Genomic DNA, 15,228 nt, shown 5'->3' on the forward strand with positions numbered 1-15,228 from the left:
CGTTAAGGAACGCGAAGGGCGGGCCACCGTCCCCCCGGCGGACCGCTCACCGCACGTTAACCTTAAGACGTCTGTGGCAGCCGAATCCGGCGGGCGGATGGCGGATCGTCCGGTCCTGCTTGCTCCCGGCGTCAGCATGCGGCAGGAGAGGCGCCTTGTCCCGAAACGATACGATCGAAAGCGAGCGAGGCGCCTGATATGGCCGAGCGCAGCGAAGGGCCGTTCTGGCGCGTGAAGACGCTCGAGGCGATGAGCCCGGCGGAGTGGGAGAGCCTGTGTGACGGCTGCGGCCGCTGCTGCCTGCTCAAGCTCGAGGACGACGACACCGGCGAGATCCACCACACCGATGTCGGCTGCACGCTGCTCGACACCCATACCTGCCGCTGCCGCGACTACCGCCACCGTGCCAAACGCGTGCCGGACTGCGTGCAACTGACGCCGGAGGCGGTGCGCACGATCCCCTGGCTGCCGCCGACCTGCGCCTACCGCCTCGTGCGGGAGGGCCGCGACCTGCCCGCGTGGCACCCGCTGAAGACCGGCCGCCGGGCCAGCGTCCACGATGCCGGCATCTCCGTGCGCGGACGCGTCGCCGGCAACGAGGAGGAGTTTGCCGAGGACGAGTTGGTCGAGCGCATCGTCGCATGGCCGGACGAAGCCGCCTGAACGGCCGATTCAGGCTGCATGCGCGAGAAACGGCGGCAGACACGGCGAGGGAAGCGGCCGGGATCGAGGCAGGGTCGCCATGGCGAGGTTGAAATCGAGGGTCGCCTCGATCCCCTCCCGCCACAAGGAGAGCGGCGTCGGCTGCGCGAGACGGATCGCACCCTCGCTTTCACCCTCGGTGAAACGTAGCTCCGCGCCGAGCCCCGCGACCAGCCGCCGCATCGCGACGTTGTGGGGCATGCAACGCAGACGAAGCTCGACGAGGCCGCGATTGCGGGCGGCCTCCGCCAGACGCCGCAGCAGCCTCAACCCGAAACCCGCCCGCCGAAACCCCTGCTCCACCGTGAGTGCGACCTCCGCCCGCCGGGCGTCCGCATGTCCAGGGCCGAACGGGCGCAATTCGCCGAGCGCCCGCAGGGTGCCGTCCACGAAGACGCCGACGATCATGCCGGGCGCGACCATCGCCTGCGCCGCGTAGGCCGCGGCCGCCCGGTCACCGACCGCGGCCATGAAGCGATTGGCGCGGGTTTCCGGATCGAGGCGCAGGAAGAAGGCCCGCACCGCCGGCCCATCGCTCGGCCAGAGGCGGCACAGACTCGGTCGGCCACGTGCCGCCCCGAGGGGGCGGTCCGAGGGACGATCATCGGGAACCGTTGAGAGGGGCATCGGGGAAGCGAGGAACTCTTGCAGCGCGCCGGATCGGCGATTCACCCGCGCGGCCTCCCTCTCCGACGCAGACCGAGCCCATTTGGTGCGGCGGCGCGCTCACCGCAATGCAGCAAAGTGCCGGATCTCCGCTCGGGCTTGCATGGCTGGTCTGTCCGCTTCCTTCAGGTCTGCAATCAGAGCCGATAGAAGCATCGCACCGATCTGCGCCAGCAAAGGCCCGGATTTCTGATATCCTGTTATCTTTTATTTAAATTCTGCAAGATACCCTGAATCCATGCGGCGAGAATCGAATTACATTTGCAACGATGAAGGATCGACGGCCGTCGAGTTCGCCCTCGTCGGAGCAGCGTTCATCCTTACACTGCTTTTCGTGATGGCATCCGCACTCGTCGTGTACATCAACCAGACCATCGACAATGCGACGATACGGGCATCCCGCAAGATCCTGACCGGGAACCTTCAGTCTCAATCGACTGCAGCAACGCAGGCGGGTTTCAAGCAAAGCCTCTGCGGATACCTGCCGGCGACGATTTCTTGCGACAACGTCATCGTCAATCTGTACGTCGTGCCCAAAGCTGGGCAGCCCAGCGGGTACTACTCCTACGTCTCATCCGACTTGAGCGGCGTGACCGTGGCCAATCTCGCCACGGGGTCGGGGCAATTCAATCTCGGCAACCGGGGGGATTACCAGTACCTTCAGGTCATCTACCCGATCACGTTCCTGCCTCCGCAGATTTCGTCCTGGCTGAGCGGCGGCGCGACCTACAAGGGCAAGCCGGCCTATCTCGCGGTCTCGGCCGCGGCCTTTCGCAACGAGCAGTACTGATGGCGGCCGGCTCCCCCCGCACGCCACTCCCCGCGGCGCAACGCGGCGCCGCGCCGGACAGCACCCTCGCCTTCCGGGCGCTGGCGACGCTTCGAAGCGTCCGCGCCAGCCTCGGGGCGCAGGTGGACGGCTTCCGTGCGGCGGAGGGCGCGGTGGCCGCCATCGAGTTCGCCCTGATCCTGCCCACCCTGCTGCTGGTGCTGTTCGCAGGCACCCAAGTGGTCGCCTACATCGACGCGACCCGCAAGGTCGAACTCGTCGCGCACTCGATCAGCCAGATGATCTCGCAATCGGTGCCGCCGGACAGCTCGACGGTCGCCCTGGTCAACGCCACCGACCTGCACTTCAGCTACGACGCCACCCTCGTGCTGTTTCCCTACGTGATGAAGGACGCCAAGCGGCGGGGCCGTTCGTGGTGGGAGAACATCTCGATCAACTATGCCAGCATCCAGTTCAAGGCGAAGAACAGCGCCTGCCAGAACAACCCCGACACCAGCGTCGACCTGAGTCCCTGCTATGATGCCAAGGTGGTCTGGACGACCACCGGCACGGCCCAGCCCGGCGGGAACAACTACCGGCCCTGCGACACGCCACAACTGCCGACAGCCGACGACGCGGTGTCGACTCGGACCACCCTGCCGCGATCCACCTACGGGCCCGGATCGCTGGTGGTGATCGATGTGGCGTTCGATTTTACGCCGACCTTCGGGTCGGGCTTCGTCCCCGCCGTGCGGATCGCGCGAACGGCCTATGTGCAGCCGCGCTACGCTTCGCTGGTGAACTTCGACACAACCAACAACGACGGGATCGCGACCAAATGCACCGGCTATTGACCCGCGCAGGCCGGCTCAAGGGCCGGGCGTCGGCCCTGACCTCGAACACCGAGGGCAGCATCAATGTCCTCTTCGCGCTCGCTGTGCTCCCGACCATCGGCCTCGTCGGCCTCGGCATCGATTACGGCATGGCGATCAGCAGCAAGACGCGGCTCGACAATGCAGCGGACGCCGCCGCGCTCGCGGGCGTCGTGACGGCCAAGGAGTTCATCGCCGCCAACGCGCAGCAGAGCGACGTGACGGCGTCCGGCATCAAGGCCGGCGAGTACCAGGCCCTTAAGGCCTTCAACGCCAATGCCAGCAAGGTCCCGTTCGCAACGGTCTCTCTTTCTCAACTTGAGATCGCAAGAAGCGGACAAACCCTCGATGCGACGGTCAGCTATACGGCCACTGTTCAGAGCACGTTCGGCAGAATCTTCGGGCTTTCGGCGACGACCCTGACCAACCGTGTCAACGCCTCGGTCGACCTCGCAAGCTACCTCGATTTCTACCTGATGGTGGACGTATCGGGCTCAATGGGTCTGCCGACGAAAGATTCCGACGCTGAAGCACTCGCCATGCAAAGCAAGGAGAAGCAGGGAAACTGCCAATTCGCGTGCCACTTCCCAGATAGTGTCGGCTGGACCAAGGCGGCGGGAAAAATCCAGTTGCGGTCCGACGCGGTGAACAACGCGGTCTGCGAACTTCTTAAACGGGCCTCGAAGCCGGTCGTGCCGAACCAGTATCGAATCGGCATCTATCCGTTCATCAATCAATTGGCGACACTCGCACCCCTCGCCGATACGACCACCTCGCTTGCCGCGCTGAGAACGGCGGCCCAGTGCGACAAGATTTGGCCGCTCGCTTTCACCAATCTGCTCGATACGGGCAGCACGCAACTTTTCACGAACAACGATCCGAAAACCGGCACCGGCAGCGGTGGAACTCATTTTGAGGCGGCCCTGCCGAAGATGAAGTCGACCATCAAGCCCTACGGCAACGGTTCCGCCTCAACGAACTCGAGGCCGTTCGTGTTTCTGATCACCGACGGCATGCAGAACAGCCAGTCGTACTCGGCGTGGAAGGATACGAAGACATTTTCTGGAAATCCCTCGAAGTTTGCAGGCTATCCCAATGCCGACTGGAACGGATCGCAACCCGCTCAGATCGATCCGTCGAAATGCACGGAACTCAAAAATGCGGGCGCGACCATCTCGGTTCTATACATACCCTACAACATTGTAAAAAATTACAACAATGACAGCTACATCGTTTGGGAGAATGGCCGCGTCAATCAATTCAGCCCGACACTCGCAGATCCTCTTCGGAATTGTGCATCGCCGGGATTTTTCTATAAAGCCAACACGCAGGCCGACATCACCGCTTCACTCGGCGCAATGTTCAATCAAGCGCTGAGAGTTGCTCGCATCACTCAATAGAATACCCTTGCTCTGAACCGAGTGATGGTTCGGCACGAGGCGGAATAGTAGAATGAGCGCTTGGAGCCGCTCCCCGTTGCAGCGTCATGGGGAGCGGCTCCGGCGTATTCAGGTCCGAGCATGGTTGCGCACGATCGCCTCCGGCAGGAAGCCTCCGCTTCGGATCGCTGCGGATGTTCGCAAGGTTGACCTGCGCCGGCTTGATCGCGGTGCCGCGGCGCGGCAGAGCGCGGCAAGCCACACCGCCCGTCTCCTCCGCCGGCTCGCCCGCCGGAAGAGCCGCTCCCTCACGCGAACGATCGGCCGGGATGCCCGAGACCTACGCCCCCTCCGACCATGCCCGCGCCGGCGCGGTCTCGCCCGGTCCGGTCCGCGAGCGCTACGACGCCCTCGTGGGCTCGGGCGCGATCGAGCGCGACCCGTCGCAGATCCGCCTCGTCCAGGCCCTCGACCGGCTGGTGCAGAACTTGGAGCGCCGCCGCCGGGCGAAGAAGGGCAGCGCGCTGGGCTGGCTGTTCGGCCGCAAGGACGACGATGTCGGGCCGCCCAAGGGGCTCTACATCTGGGGCTCGGTCGGCCGCGGCAAGACCATGCTGATGGACCTCTTCCACGAGGCCGCGCCGGGCCCGAAGCGTCGGGTCCATTTCCACGGCTTCCTCGCCGACGCGCACGAGCGCATCCACGCCCACCGTCAGGCCTTGAAACGGGGTGAGGTGAAGGGCGACGACCCGATCCCGCCGGTGGCCGAGGCGCTGGCAGCGGAAGCGACGCTGCTCTGCTTCGACGAGTTCACGGTCACCGACATCGCCGACGCGATGATCCTGGGGCGCCTGTTCGGCGCCCTGTTCAAGCGCGGCGTGACGGTGGTGGCGACCTCGAACGTCGAGCCCGACCGGCTCTATGAGGGCGGCCTCAACCGCGCGCTGTTCCTGCCCTTCGTGGCGGAGCTTCAGGAGCGGGTCGAGGTGCTGCGCCTCGATTCCCGCACCGATTTCCGCCTGGAGAAGCTCGGCGGAAGCTCGGTCTATCATGTGCCGGCCGACGCGGCGGCCGAGGTCGCGCTCGATGCCGCCTTCAAGGCGCTCTCGGGGCGCGCGAAGGGCCAGCCGAGTACGGTGAAGGTGAAGGGCCGCGCGGTTCCGGTGCCGGAAGAAGCCGGCGGCGTCGCCCGCTTCAGCTTCGACGACCTGTGCCGCAAGCCGCTCGGCGCCTCCGATTACATGGCGCTCGCCGACCACTTCCACACCCTGATCGTCTCCGGCATTCCGGTGATGGGCGAGGCGGAGCGCAACGAGGCCAAGCGCTTCATCACCCTCATCGACACCCTCTACGACGCGCATGTGAAGCTCGTCGCTTCGGCCGAGGCCGAACCGACCGGACTCTACACCGCGGCGCAGGGCCGCGAGGCCTTCGAGTTCGAGCGTACCGCCTCCCGCCTCATCGAGATGCGCTCGGAGGAATATCTCGGCACGCCGCACGGGCGGGCGCCCTCCGGGTCGAGCGCAGGGCTGGCCGAGACCTAAAGCATCGTCCTGGATAGCCGATCCAGGACGATGCTTGAGGCTCCTGTTTTCGCATCATCTTTTTTTTCGAAAGCCGCCAACCACCTTTCGGGACGATGCTCTAAGCCCCCTCCCCCGCGGCACCGGATTTCGCTCGCGGCAGCGGACGGCTGAGATAGGGCGAGCCGGGCACCAGAAAGCGCCAGGGTGCCTCGACCCCGCGGCTGATGCCGATGCGGGTCGTCGCCGCGACCGGCATCGGCCGCTGCGGCGCCGCCCAGGCGAAGGGCGCTCGGTCGAGGGGCAGGCCATCATGCGACAGGTCGATGCCGAGCGCCTGGGCGAGCCGGCCCGGCCCGGCGCAGAGGAGGCGCGGCGCGTCGAGCCCGCGGCGGGTGCGCATCGTCTCCAGACCCGTGGTCGGTTCGAGCGCCCGAAGCAGTACGGCGCTGCCGGTCTCGCAGACGAGGTTGAGACACCAGTGCAGGCCGTAGGAGCGGTAGACGTAGGCGCGGCCCGGCGGCCCGAACATGCTGGCATTGCGCCGCGTCGGCCCGGCGAAGCTGTGCGAGGCCGGATCGGTCCGGTCGTAGGCCTCGGTCTCGACGATGAGGCCGCCGACGCCGTCCACGCACAGCCCGTGGCCGATCAGTTCGGCGGCGACGGTCGCGGCGGGGCGGTCGAAGAAGGCCGGGTTCATTGCGCCCGCCTCCGCCCGATCAGGACGCCTTCTGCAACTCGGCCCGAACACGGGCGACGCCCGGCGGCTTGAGTTCGAGCGCCAGCCGCACCGCGTCCTCGAGATAGGCTTGAGGGGTGATCCCGGCACGACCTGCCGCCCGCGACAGAGCGTTGGCCAGATCCGCGCTCAGCGCCACCTGCACCGTCTTGGGTTGCACAGGCGGCGCCGGCGCCAGGGCTGGGGCGGGATCGGCCGGCGCAGGCATCGCTTCACCCGACGTCTTGCCGCTCAGGGCCTCGCGCCGGCCGAGGGTCGCGAGACGGTCGGCGCGCTCGTTGCCGGCCTCGCCGGCATGGCCGCGCACCCAGGTCCAGCGCACGTCGCGGGCCGCGGCCAGCGCGTCGAGGCGCTGCATCAGGTCGATGTTCTTCACCGGCCCCGTGGCGGTGCGCCAGCCCCGCGCCTTCCAGCCGCGCATCCACTCGGTGACGGATTTGACCACGTACTGGCTGTCGCAGCGCATCTCGATCGCGGCGCCCTCGGGAAAATGCTCCAGGGCGCGGATCGCGGCGGTCAGCTCCATGCGGTTGTTGGTGGTGGCGCGCTCGCCGCCGTACAGCTCGATCGTCCCGGAGGGGTCCTGGATCACCGCCGCCCACCCGCCGGGGCCGGGATTGGGGTCGCAGCCGCCATCCGCATAGACGATGGTTCGCATCGGTCCCATTCGCTTTCAGCCCTGTGTCTGCCGTTTCCGGACCGGGGCTAATACACCGAGGCTAAAATTTGGCCACGACCGGCGCGGCCAAAACCGCCTGTACCGGCGGCTCGACGAGGCCGCAGCGGGCGGCAGCGTCCGGCGGCAGAAGCGGGTCGAGGAGCCCGCGCCGCTCTTCGAGAAAGGCGAGCGCCTGCTCGGCCGACGCCGCCTCGCGGCCGGGCATCTCGATCAGAAAATGCTCGAGCGCGTAGCGATAGCGGGCGATGCGCAGGGATGTTTCCAGGCGCACCCACGCCACGAGACAGCGGTTCTCGGCGACGCGCATCGCGGCCTGCCGCACGTCCCGATCGTCGAAGCTCTTCGAGAACGGCAGGGCGCGCAGGCGCACCCCGTCCGCGTCGAAGACGCGTCCGGCGACGGCCGCGAAGATCGGGATCAGGCGACCGTCGGCCACCGCGTCGTCCGACAACCTGCGGTAGCGGGAATAGGGGGAGCGAAACGACTCGGAGATCAAATCGTTGTGATAGGCGGGAATATCGTCGCGCCGCCAACGCGGCGGCAGCACGCGGGCTCGGGTCAGGTTGGCGAGCGCGTCGAGGAAGGCGGCGTGGACGTCAGCGGGCATCAAGAACCGCCAGGCCCGATCGCGCAGGATCGTCTCGTCGTCGGTGAGCGGAAAGGCCGAAGCCGGCGCGCCGCGTTCGTAGGCGGCCACCGTCCCCGTGGTCTCGATCAGGCCGTTCCAGGCGCTCGACGCCGGACGGCCGAAGTCACCCTCCTGCGCACAGGCGCCCGGCAACAGGGCCAGAAGCAGGCCGGCGGATCGAAAGCCGGGGCGCGTCACGAGCGGCGGCGGCGCGGAACCGGCAGAGCCTCGGCCTCCGGCATCCTCTCGTAGCGCACGCCCATGAACAGCAGGATCTGACCGCGCGGCGCATCGTCCGCCTCGCGGCGGAAGCGGCGGGTCGTCGCGGGGGCGAAGGGTACGACGGAGCCGGTCGCGCCGCTCTCCCGGTGGCCCGGCTTCGCCGCGGGAGCGGAAGGGGACGCTAAAGAAGGTGTCTTGGAGGGGGCGATCGTTGAGGGCGTCATGGGCCTGTCCCGTCGATGTGTGTGGCGGCCGGCTCCCGCCCTGCGGCCACCCGGAGCGGGCTGGCAGCATCGGGCGGGCGCTCGTCGTGAGCGGGACGGGCCCGCCCCGGCCGGGCGATCTCAGGCCAAGCTCAGCACGACGTGGTTAACGGAGTGTTTCAACGCACGTCGCATTCCGCGTCCATCCGCGGCGAAGCGCGGCCTCGGCGCGACCTGTTTCGCGGACGGCACGGTCCTTGCGTGAATGTCATTGCCCATGGCGGGCGTTTCCTCCCTTGACTTCGGCCCCGCGCGATCGCGCTGCGGGGCCGTTTCTTTGTCGGGCGGTTTTTCTCGGTGATGCCGCAGACCCGGGCGGGCGTGACAGGGCCGGCGCAACGGCTGCGTGCTGCGCTTGCTAACGAGGGGGGATGCCCGATATGCGGAGCCAACCCAACTTTGATCGAGCGAAGGACAAGGCAGGATGCGTCCGGACTTCACACGATTCGGCAGCCCGGCGCGCGGCGTGTCCGCGGCCCTGAGACTAGCGCCTCTCGCTCTGCTGGCTCTGGTGGCGGCAAGCCCGGCCCAGGCCCAGCGGGAGGACCAGGGGCTGCAACTCGGCTGCGCCAACGACTACTTCCGGCTTTGTGCCGGCGTCGATCCGAACAGCCAGGATGCCGACGCCTGCATGACCCGCAACCGCTCGCGCCTCTCACCCGAGTGCAAGTCCGCCATCAGCGACTACGACCGGCGCAGCGGGGGCGCCTCGCAATCCCGCGGCCAGCGCTAGGGCATCGTCCTGGATACAGGATCCAAGACGATGCCCTAGCCTCTTGTTTTTGCGTCATCTTTTTCCGACGGCCGGCAACCGTCTTTCGGAACGATGCTCTCGAGCGCATTTCGACGACGTGGCCACCGGTTCGTCGAGAGAATGCGTCTCGTAACACCGACCTGGAGACGCCGGCCTGATGCAACGAGGTCGGATACGGCTCTTAGGGGGCCTCCCGGAGTGCCTCGCAAGATGCCCGGGCGCTGAGCATCGCCCCTCCGGCTGCGGCGCTGCACCGGGCATGATGTGAGAGGCACTCGGATTCCGGTCCCCTCGGAGGATCGTCGATCGGAACGGAGCGGGCTCGCCAGGAGCCCGCTGTTTCGCCCGCTGTTTGGGCGGAACGCACAGCAATTCGGGGACGAGCATGGCGTTGACCGTCGCGGTCCAGATGGATCCGATCCAGTCGATCCGCATCGCGGGCGACACCACCTTCGGCCTGATGCTGGAGGCGCAGGCGCGGGGTCACAGCCTCTATACCTACACGCCGGACCGGCTCTCGATGCAGGGCCGGCTGGTCACGGCCTACGCTCAGCCCGTGACGGTGCGGGATGTCGAGGGTGCGCACGCGACCCTCGGGGCGCCGGAGCGCATCGATCTCGCCGAAGTCGACGTGGTGCTGATGCGCCAGGATCCGCCCTTCGACATGGCCTACGTCACGGCCACCCACATGCTGGAGAAGGTCGCCGGGCGCACCCTGGTGGTCAACGATCCGGCCGAGGTCCGGAACGCGCCGGAGAAGCTGTTCGTCCTCGACTTCCCCGAATTGATGCCGCCGACCCTGATCTCCCGCGACCGCGCCGAGATCGAGGCGTTCCGCAAGGAGCACGGCACGGTCGCGATGAAGCCCCTGCACGGGCATGGCGGCGCGGCGGTGTTCCGGGTCACGGAGGAGGATCCGAACTTCGGCTCGATGTTCGACCTGTTCTCCGCCACCTTCCGCGAGCAGTGGGTGGTGCAGCGCTTCCTGGAAAAGATCACCGAGGGCGACAAGCGCATCATCCTCGTGGACGGCGAGCCGATGGGCGCGATCAACCGCGTGCCGGCCAAGGGCGATATCCGCTCCAACATGGTCCGCGGCGGCGCCGCTGGCGCCTCCGATCTGACCGAGCGTGAGCGCGAGATCTGCGCCACCATCGGGCCGGAGTTGAGACGCCGCGGCCTGATCCTCGTCGGCATCGACGTGATCGACGGACATCTCACCGAGATCAACGTCACCTCCCCCACCGGCATCCGCACCATCAAGCGGCTCGGCGGGCCCGATCTCGCGGTGTCGGTCTGGGACGCGATCGAGGTGCGGCTCGCCGCCCGCCGCAGCCTCGGCGCCTGACCGCCGCCCGAGACGGGGGCGTCTCGGATAATCAGCTCATCCCCGCCTCGATCAGCCCCTATCGAAAGACCGGCAGCCCGACCCCGATCAGGGCGAGGCCGAGGACCAGCAGGAGGCCGGACAGGGTTTCGGCCAGCGCTGAGCGCGCGCCGAAGCGGTGTGCCTGAGCCGCCAGCCCGACACCCGCGACAAGACAGGCGGTGCTCGCGACCATCAGCACGGGCGATCCAGCGGGCGGACGACATCCCGGCCCGCGAGACAGTCGCTGCGTGAGCCCATCCCGAGGGCATGGCCGGGAATACGGGAAGACGTCGCTGGGGGCTGCCCAGGCGGCCGTGCAGTCGGGCATGAGGCTGACAGTTCGAACATCGATCTCGGCATCGGACCTGTTCCCGCCCCTTCCGCGGAAGCGGATGGCAGCGCGAAGACATGAGGGATCGCGGTCACGCCGCGTGGCGCAGGCCATTACGTGTCACGGCGGCAAAAGGTTTGCCCGGCGCGCTTCTGACAGCCGTCCCGGTCATCGCCGCCTCGGGCCCGCGAGCCTTACCGCATGAGCACTTTATTCGCCCAGGGTTTCTGGATGACTCCAAAGGCGATACACAGTTCTTTGCAACATATCGCGGAACATAGCGCGCATTTCAGCACTGGAAACGAATCTCACAAGCCGACCTATCGATAGGCAGCGAACATCAAGATTATATTCGATCGAACGCGCGGCAGGCCGGATAGTGCCACAAAGATTAACTTTGGCAAATCGAAGTTATATTCAATTGGCAATTTCGCATTATAATCTCAATATTAAAGCTTCAGTCAAGTTTATGCAATTTTAAGGTGAGTTCGTTCGAACCTTATCCGTCGGGACGCGCATCAGGCCTCTCCTCGCGGCGTCGCATTGAGCTCGGCCCAATCGAGTTCTTCTTCCAACACGAGATAGGCGTCGTCGCCGATCCGGCCGTTCCGGCGCAGGGTCAGGAGGCGGTCGCGGGCGGCGTGGATCGCGCGGCGGCGGGGCTCGTCGGTCGGCAGCCCTTCCGGGGCGAGGCCGTCCTCATGCGCCTCGGCCTGGGCCAGCGCGGCATGGAACTCTCGACGCAGGGCATCCGCCGCCTCCGAGCGGTCGTTCTTCAGGGCCTCGACCGCAGCGCCATAGGCCTCGGCCCGCGCCCGGCCGACCTCGCGGCCGACAGGATCGCTATCCTCCAGCCCGAGCCACCCGAGGATCGGGCGCAGGCTCAAGCCCTGAAGCACCAGCGTACCGATCACCACACAAAAGGCAGTGAGCACGATCAAGTCGCGATAGGGAAACGCGCCGCCCTCGGGCCCGCCCTCGGGCAGGGCCAAAGCCGTGGCGATGGTGACGAGGCCGCGCATCCCCGACCACGAGACGGCAAAGCCGGCGCCGAGGCCGAGATCGCGGGCCGGGCCACGATCGTCCGGCTGATCGGAGGCGACGCCGAAGCCGACACGCCGGATGGCGCTCGCCGGCAGCACCCAGGCGATGCGGACGAGGATCACGGTGACGACCACGGCTGCGGCGACGGAGGCGTAGGCGAATTCCTGCTCGGGCGTCATCCGCGCCAGGATCGGCCCGATCTGCTCGCCGATCAGCACGAAGGCGAGGACGTTGAGCACGAAGATCGCCGTTTCCCAGACCGCGTTCGAGATGACCCGCGGGCGCGGCGAGGTCTGGCCGGGCGCGCGGCGGGCCACGGTGATCGCGAAGCTGACCACGGTGAGTACCCCGGACAGTTCCATCGCCTCGGCAGCGATCCAGAGGCCGAAGGCGGCCGCGAACTGCAACACGATGACGCTGGCCGGCTCATCGACGCGGCGCAGGATCCGCAGGTAGACGAGCGCGGCGAGCGGCCCCGCCACGAGGCTGCCGACGACACCGATCAGGAAGGCCGGCGCCACCTCGGCAACGGCGAAATGGCCGGTCATCGCTGCCGCAACGCCGAGCCGGTAGATCAACAGCGAGGCGGCGTCGTTGAGCAGGCTTTCGCCGCGCAGGATCGTGGCGAGACGATGCGGCAGGGAGACGTGGTTGAGCACCGACAGCGCCGCCACGGCGTCCGGCGGGGCCACGATCGCCCCGAGCACAATGGCGGCGGCGAGCGGCATGTCCGGCACGAGCCACAGCGCGACCGCCGCGACCGCCGCGGTCGTCGCCGCCACCGCGCCGATGGCGAGCCCGGCGATGGGGCGGGCATTGCGCACGAGGTCGCGCAGGGACGTGCTGTAGCCGGCATCCATGAGCACGGGCGCGAGGAACAGGGCGAGCGCCAGTTCCGGATCGAGCGTGAGGCCCGGCACGCCGGGCACGAAGGCGAGGCCGACGCCGCCCAGGGCCAGGAAGGCCGGATAGGGCGCGCGCAGGCGCCGCGCCAGGGCAGCGAGCAGAACAGCGCCAACCAGGACGCCGACGATCCAGTGGAACACGAACATGGAAAAGGGTGGATCCGACGCGCAGCCGTGACGATGACGGTGACGACGGAACGCCGGGCGATCGGTATTCTTTCCGAAAGCCTCGGCCGGGCTAAATCGACGCTGGCCGGGTGGCGATCAGATCACGCAAGGTCGTGATCGTGGAGGAATCCGCGACGCCATCGATGCGGGTCGGCCGGAAGTGGCGCTGGAAGGCGGTGACGACCGCACGCATCGCCGCATCGAACTGGCCGGTGACCGGCTGCTCGTAGCCGTAGAGGGCCAGCATCGCCTGCAGGGCCTCGACCGGCTGGCCGGTATCGCCCATGGCCAAGAAGCGGCCATCCCGCACCGGCGCCGGCGGCACCCAGTGCCCGACGCCCTCGCGCGCCAGCCGCTCCCAGGGAAAGTCTTCGCCCGGATCCTCCTTGCGTGCCGGCGCCACGTCGGAATGGGCGAGCACGCGGGGGCCGGGGATCGCGCGCCGGACGACGATGTCGCGGGCAAGCCGCGTCACCGCGGCGATCTGCGCCTCCGGATAGGGCGGGAGCCCGCCGGCATGGCCGGGATGGGCGATCTCGATGCCGATGGAGCGGGAGTTGATGTCGCGTGCGCCCGCCCAGGCTCCGGCGCCCGCGTGCCAGGCGCGGTCGGCCTCCGGCACCATCTGCACGACGCGTCCGTCCTCGAACACGAAGTAATGGGCCGAGACCTCGGCGGAGGGGTCACATAGACGGTCCAGCGCACCCTGCGCCGTCGGCATGCCGGTGTAATGCAGGATCAGCATGTCGAGCGCGCCGCCGACCCGCGCGCCGCGGTTGGGCGAGGCGACGACGGCCTGCGCGAGCGGGCTGTCGGGCGAGAAGCTCACGTCAGCCCCCGCTCGGCCGCGATCTGGTCCCAGGCGGCATTGATGGCGGCGAGCCGGTGCGTCGCGATCGCCACGGCCTCCGGCGGCAATCCGCGCGCCAGCGCCCGGTCGGGATGGTTCTCGGCCACCAGCCGCCGGTACTGCGCCTTGAGGGCGGCGGGGTCGGCGGAGCGTTCGAGGCCGAGCACGAGATAGGGATCGTCGGCGAGCCGCACGTGCCGGGCGGCGATCCGGCGGAAGGCCGCCTCGTCGAGGCCGAAAATCCCGGCGACGGAGCGCAGGTAGCGCTCCTCGCCCTCGTGGATCGCCCCGTCGGCGGTGGCGATGTGGAACAGGCCGTCGAGCACGTCCTCAAGCAGAGCCGGCTCCTCGCCGAAGGTCGCGGCGAGTTGACCGGCATAGGCCTCGAAGCCGTCGGTCGTCGCCTTGGCAAGGTCGAACAGGCGCTGGACGCCCGCGCGCGCCTCGGGCTCGACCTGCACCACCCGCCCGAAGGCCCGGACCTCGGACTCGGTCACCACGCCGTCGGACTTCGCCATCTTGGCCGCGAGCGCCACGAGCCCCGTCGTGAACAGGACGTCCCGGGGCGTCGGGCCGAAGGGCGCGCCCTCGCGATCGACGAGAAAGTGGCCGGCGACCGATCCGACCAGCGCTCCGATCGGCCCGCCGACCAGGACGCCGATCCCGGCCCCGCCGATCTTGCCCCACAGGCCGGTGCTCATCGGGCGCCGCCCGCAACGGGAGAGCGGAAGCGTGAGGTATCGAGGGGGGACAAGGGCGGATCCGAAGTCATTCAGCAGGAGCGATCGCCACGGCTTAGTGTCTCTCACAAAACTCCCGCTGCGCCGTCCTCGCCAAAGCGAGAACGGTCAGAGATCGGGATTTTTGTGAGGCACTCTTAACGCCGCAAAGCGTACCGCAGCGCAAGCCCGGTGCTTTAATCGACCGCAAAAGAAAGGCGATTATATCTTTCCCACATACTTGACCGGTCATGGCCGTCTTTCGATTGCGCACTACCTAATGGGCTCCCCATGTCCGGGGCCGACAAGAACCCTGCTGAGGAAACGCTAGATGTTGAAGATTGCCTTGCCGGTTGTGGCTCTCGCAGCTTTCGCTGCCACTCCGGCCCTTGCCCTTGAGGTGACAAAGACAGCGACCGTTGCGGCTTCGCCGGACAAGGTTTGGAATACCATCGGCGGCTTCTGCGGCATCGGCGATTGGCACCCCGTGGTTGAGAAGTGCGCGCTGTCCGACAAGGGGGGCAAGGAAGAGCGCACTCTGTCGCTTAAGGGCGGCGGCACCATTGTGGAGCAGGAGCAATCCCGCGACGACAAGAAGATGGACTACACCTACACGATCCTTTCGGGCCCCCTGCCGGTTGAGGAC

17 protein-coding genes are annotated in these 15,228 nt (G+C 67.7%); 8 read left to right on the top strand and 9 right to left on the bottom strand.

All coding sequences use genetic code 11. From position 1 onward, the window contains the following. Positions 1-198: 198 nt before the first annotated feature. Entirely contained in the window at positions 199-663 is a 465-nt protein-coding gene (locus tag E4V01_RS15045; protein WP_060768654.1) for a YcgN family cysteine cluster protein, read from the top strand. Between the two features lie 9 nt (positions 664-672). Here E4V01_RS15045 and E4V01_RS15050 read toward each other — a convergent pair whose 3' ends face one another. Further along, positions 673-1,329, bottom strand: coding sequence for a GNAT family N-acetyltransferase (locus E4V01_RS15050; protein ID WP_135298891.1), 657 nt, complete (start codon positions 1,327-1,329; stop codon positions 673-675). A 277-nt stretch (positions 1,330-1,606) separates the two neighbouring features. Here E4V01_RS15050 and E4V01_RS15055 point away from each other — a divergent pair, with 277 nt between their 5' ends. The 4 genes from E4V01_RS15055 (at position 1,607) to zapE (ending at position 5,932) form a co-directional block, all read left to right on the top strand. Beyond that, positions 1,607-2,158, top strand: a complete 552-nt coding sequence (locus E4V01_RS15055) for a TadE/TadG family type IV pilus assembly protein (RefSeq protein WP_060768656.1) — start codon at positions 1,607-1,609, stop codon at positions 2,156-2,158. After that, entirely contained in the window at positions 2,158-2,991 is an 834-nt protein-coding gene (locus E4V01_RS15060) for a TadE/TadG family type IV pilus assembly protein (RefSeq protein WP_135298892.1), read from the top strand. Before E4V01_RS15055 ends, E4V01_RS15060 begins: the two co-directional genes overlap by 1 nt. After that, positions 2,976-4,409: a pilus assembly protein TadG-related protein gene (locus tag E4V01_RS15065; protein WP_193763205.1), complete on the top strand. Its 1,434-nt coding sequence runs from the start codon at positions 2,976-2,978 to the stop codon at positions 4,407-4,409. Before E4V01_RS15060 ends, E4V01_RS15065 begins: the two co-directional genes overlap by 16 nt. A 308-nt stretch (positions 4,410-4,717) precedes the next feature. Beyond that, positions 4,718-5,932, top strand: a complete 1,215-nt coding sequence (gene zapE, locus E4V01_RS15070; RefSeq protein WP_135298893.1) for a cell division protein ZapE — start codon at positions 4,718-4,720, stop codon at positions 5,930-5,932. Between the two features lie 100 nt (positions 5,933-6,032). On the opposite strand, the gene E4V01_RS15075 is transcribed toward zapE, so the two are convergent. The 4 genes from E4V01_RS15075 to E4V01_RS15090 form a co-directional block, all read right to left on the bottom strand. Next, the gene (locus tag E4V01_RS15075) at positions 6,033-6,611 is read right to left on the bottom strand and encodes a DNA-3-methyladenine glycosylase (RefSeq protein ID WP_135298894.1); all 579 of its coding nucleotides are present in this window, start codon (positions 6,609-6,611) and stop codon (positions 6,033-6,035) included. Between the two features lie 19 nt (positions 6,612-6,630). Beyond that, complete coding sequence (rnhA, locus tag E4V01_RS15080; RefSeq protein ID WP_135298895.1) at positions 6,631-7,308, bottom strand: ribonuclease HI; 678 nt, start codon at positions 7,306-7,308, stop codon at positions 6,631-6,633. A gap of 61 nt (positions 7,309-7,369) precedes the next feature. Beyond that, positions 7,370-8,155 carry a hypothetical protein gene (locus tag E4V01_RS15085; protein WP_135298896.1) on the bottom strand — a complete coding sequence of 262 codons (786 nt, stop codon included), beginning with the start codon at positions 8,153-8,155 and terminating at the stop codon, positions 7,370-7,372. Beyond that, a complete protein-coding gene (locus tag E4V01_RS15090) occupies positions 8,152-8,403 on the bottom strand; it encodes a hypothetical protein (RefSeq protein WP_060768662.1) in 252 nt (83 codons plus the stop codon). Before E4V01_RS15090 ends, E4V01_RS15085 begins: the two co-directional genes overlap by 4 nt. A 463-nt stretch (positions 8,404-8,866) precedes the next feature. Between E4V01_RS15090 and E4V01_RS15095 the strand changes: the two genes are divergently transcribed. Further along, a complete protein-coding gene (locus E4V01_RS15095; protein WP_060768663.1) occupies positions 8,867-9,175 on the top strand; it encodes a hypothetical protein in 309 nt (102 codons plus the stop codon). 406 nt (positions 9,176-9,581) lie between these two features. Then, a complete protein-coding gene (gene gshB, locus E4V01_RS15100) occupies positions 9,582-10,544 on the top strand; it encodes a glutathione synthase (RefSeq protein WP_135298897.1) in 963 nt (320 codons plus the stop codon). 58 nt (positions 10,545-10,602) lie between these two features. Here the strand turns inward: gshB and E4V01_RS25720 are convergent, their stop codons facing one another. The 4 genes from E4V01_RS25720 to E4V01_RS15115 all read right to left on the bottom strand — a co-directional run bounded on the left by E4V01_RS25720 (position 10,603) and on the right by E4V01_RS15115 (position 14,564). Beyond that, positions 10,603-10,758: a hypothetical protein gene (locus E4V01_RS25720; RefSeq protein WP_193763206.1), complete on the bottom strand. Its 156-nt coding sequence runs from the start codon at positions 10,756-10,758 to the stop codon at positions 10,603-10,605. Between the two features lie 656 nt (positions 10,759-11,414). Beyond that, a complete protein-coding gene (locus E4V01_RS15105) occupies positions 11,415-12,992 on the bottom strand; it encodes a Na+/H+ antiporter (protein ID WP_060768665.1) in 1,578 nt (525 codons plus the stop codon). Positions 12,993-13,083: 91 nt separating this feature from the next. Further along, the gene (locus E4V01_RS15110) at positions 13,084-13,842 is read right to left on the bottom strand and encodes an N-acetylmuramoyl-L-alanine amidase (protein ID WP_135298898.1); all 759 of its coding nucleotides are present in this window, start codon (positions 13,840-13,842) and stop codon (positions 13,084-13,086) included. Continuing rightward, positions 13,839-14,564 carry a TerB family tellurite resistance protein gene (locus E4V01_RS15115; protein WP_060768667.1) on the bottom strand — a complete coding sequence of 242 codons (726 nt, stop codon included), beginning with the start codon at positions 14,562-14,564 and terminating at the stop codon, positions 13,839-13,841. Before E4V01_RS15115 ends, E4V01_RS15110 begins: the two co-directional genes overlap by 4 nt. A 349-nt stretch (positions 14,565-14,913) precedes the next feature. On the opposite strand from E4V01_RS15115, the gene E4V01_RS15120 reads away from it, so the two are divergent. Next, positions 14,914-15,228: SRPBCC family protein (locus tag E4V01_RS15120; RefSeq protein ID WP_135298899.1), on the top strand; the 315-nt coding region annotated here is incomplete at its 3' end.

The organism is Methylorubrum sp. Q1 (genome assembly GCF_004683995.1).
Classification (GTDB): Bacteria; Pseudomonadota; Alphaproteobacteria; order Rhizobiales; family Beijerinckiaceae; genus Methylobacterium.

Coding starts and splice junctions, on each gene's coding strand:
- E4V01_RS15045 (WP_060768654.1), top strand. CDS start 199: ATGGCCGAGCGCAGCGAAGGGCCGTTCTGGCGCGTGAAGACGCTCGAG.
- E4V01_RS15050 (WP_135298891.1), bottom strand. CDS start 1,329: ATGCCCCTCTCAACGGTTCCCGATGATCGTCCCTCGGACCGCCCCCTC.
- E4V01_RS15055 (WP_060768656.1), top strand. CDS start 1,607: ATGCGGCGAGAATCGAATTACATTTGCAACGATGAAGGATCGACGGCC.
- E4V01_RS15060 (WP_135298892.1), top strand. CDS start 2,158: ATGGCGGCCGGCTCCCCCCGCACGCCACTCCCCGCGGCGCAACGCGGC.
- E4V01_RS15065 (WP_193763205.1), top strand. CDS start 2,976: ATGCACCGGCTATTGACCCGCGCAGGCCGGCTCAAGGGCCGGGCGTCG.
- zapE (WP_135298893.1), top strand. CDS start 4,718: ATGCCCGAGACCTACGCCCCCTCCGACCATGCCCGCGCCGGCGCGGTC.
- E4V01_RS15075 (WP_135298894.1), bottom strand. CDS start 6,611: ATGAACCCGGCCTTCTTCGACCGCCCCGCCGCGACCGTCGCCGCCGAA.
- rnhA (WP_135298895.1), bottom strand. CDS start 7,308: ATGCGAACCATCGTCTATGCGGATGGCGGCTGCGACCCCAATCCCGGC.
- E4V01_RS15090 (WP_060768662.1), bottom strand. CDS start 8,403: ATGACGCCCTCAACGATCGCCCCCTCCAAGACACCTTCTTTAGCGTCC.
- E4V01_RS15095 (WP_060768663.1), top strand. CDS start 8,867: ATGCGTCCGGACTTCACACGATTCGGCAGCCCGGCGCGCGGCGTGTCC.
- gshB (WP_135298897.1), top strand. CDS start 9,582: ATGGCGTTGACCGTCGCGGTCCAGATGGATCCGATCCAGTCGATCCGC.
- E4V01_RS25720 (WP_193763206.1), bottom strand. CDS start 10,758: ATGGTCGCGAGCACCGCCTGTCTTGTCGCGGGTGTCGGGCTGGCGGCT.
- E4V01_RS15105 (WP_060768665.1), bottom strand. CDS start 12,992: ATGTTCGTGTTCCACTGGATCGTCGGCGTCCTGGTTGGCGCTGTTCTG.
- E4V01_RS15115 (WP_060768667.1), bottom strand. CDS start 14,564: ATGAGCACCGGCCTGTGGGGCAAGATCGGCGGGGCCGGGATCGGCGTC.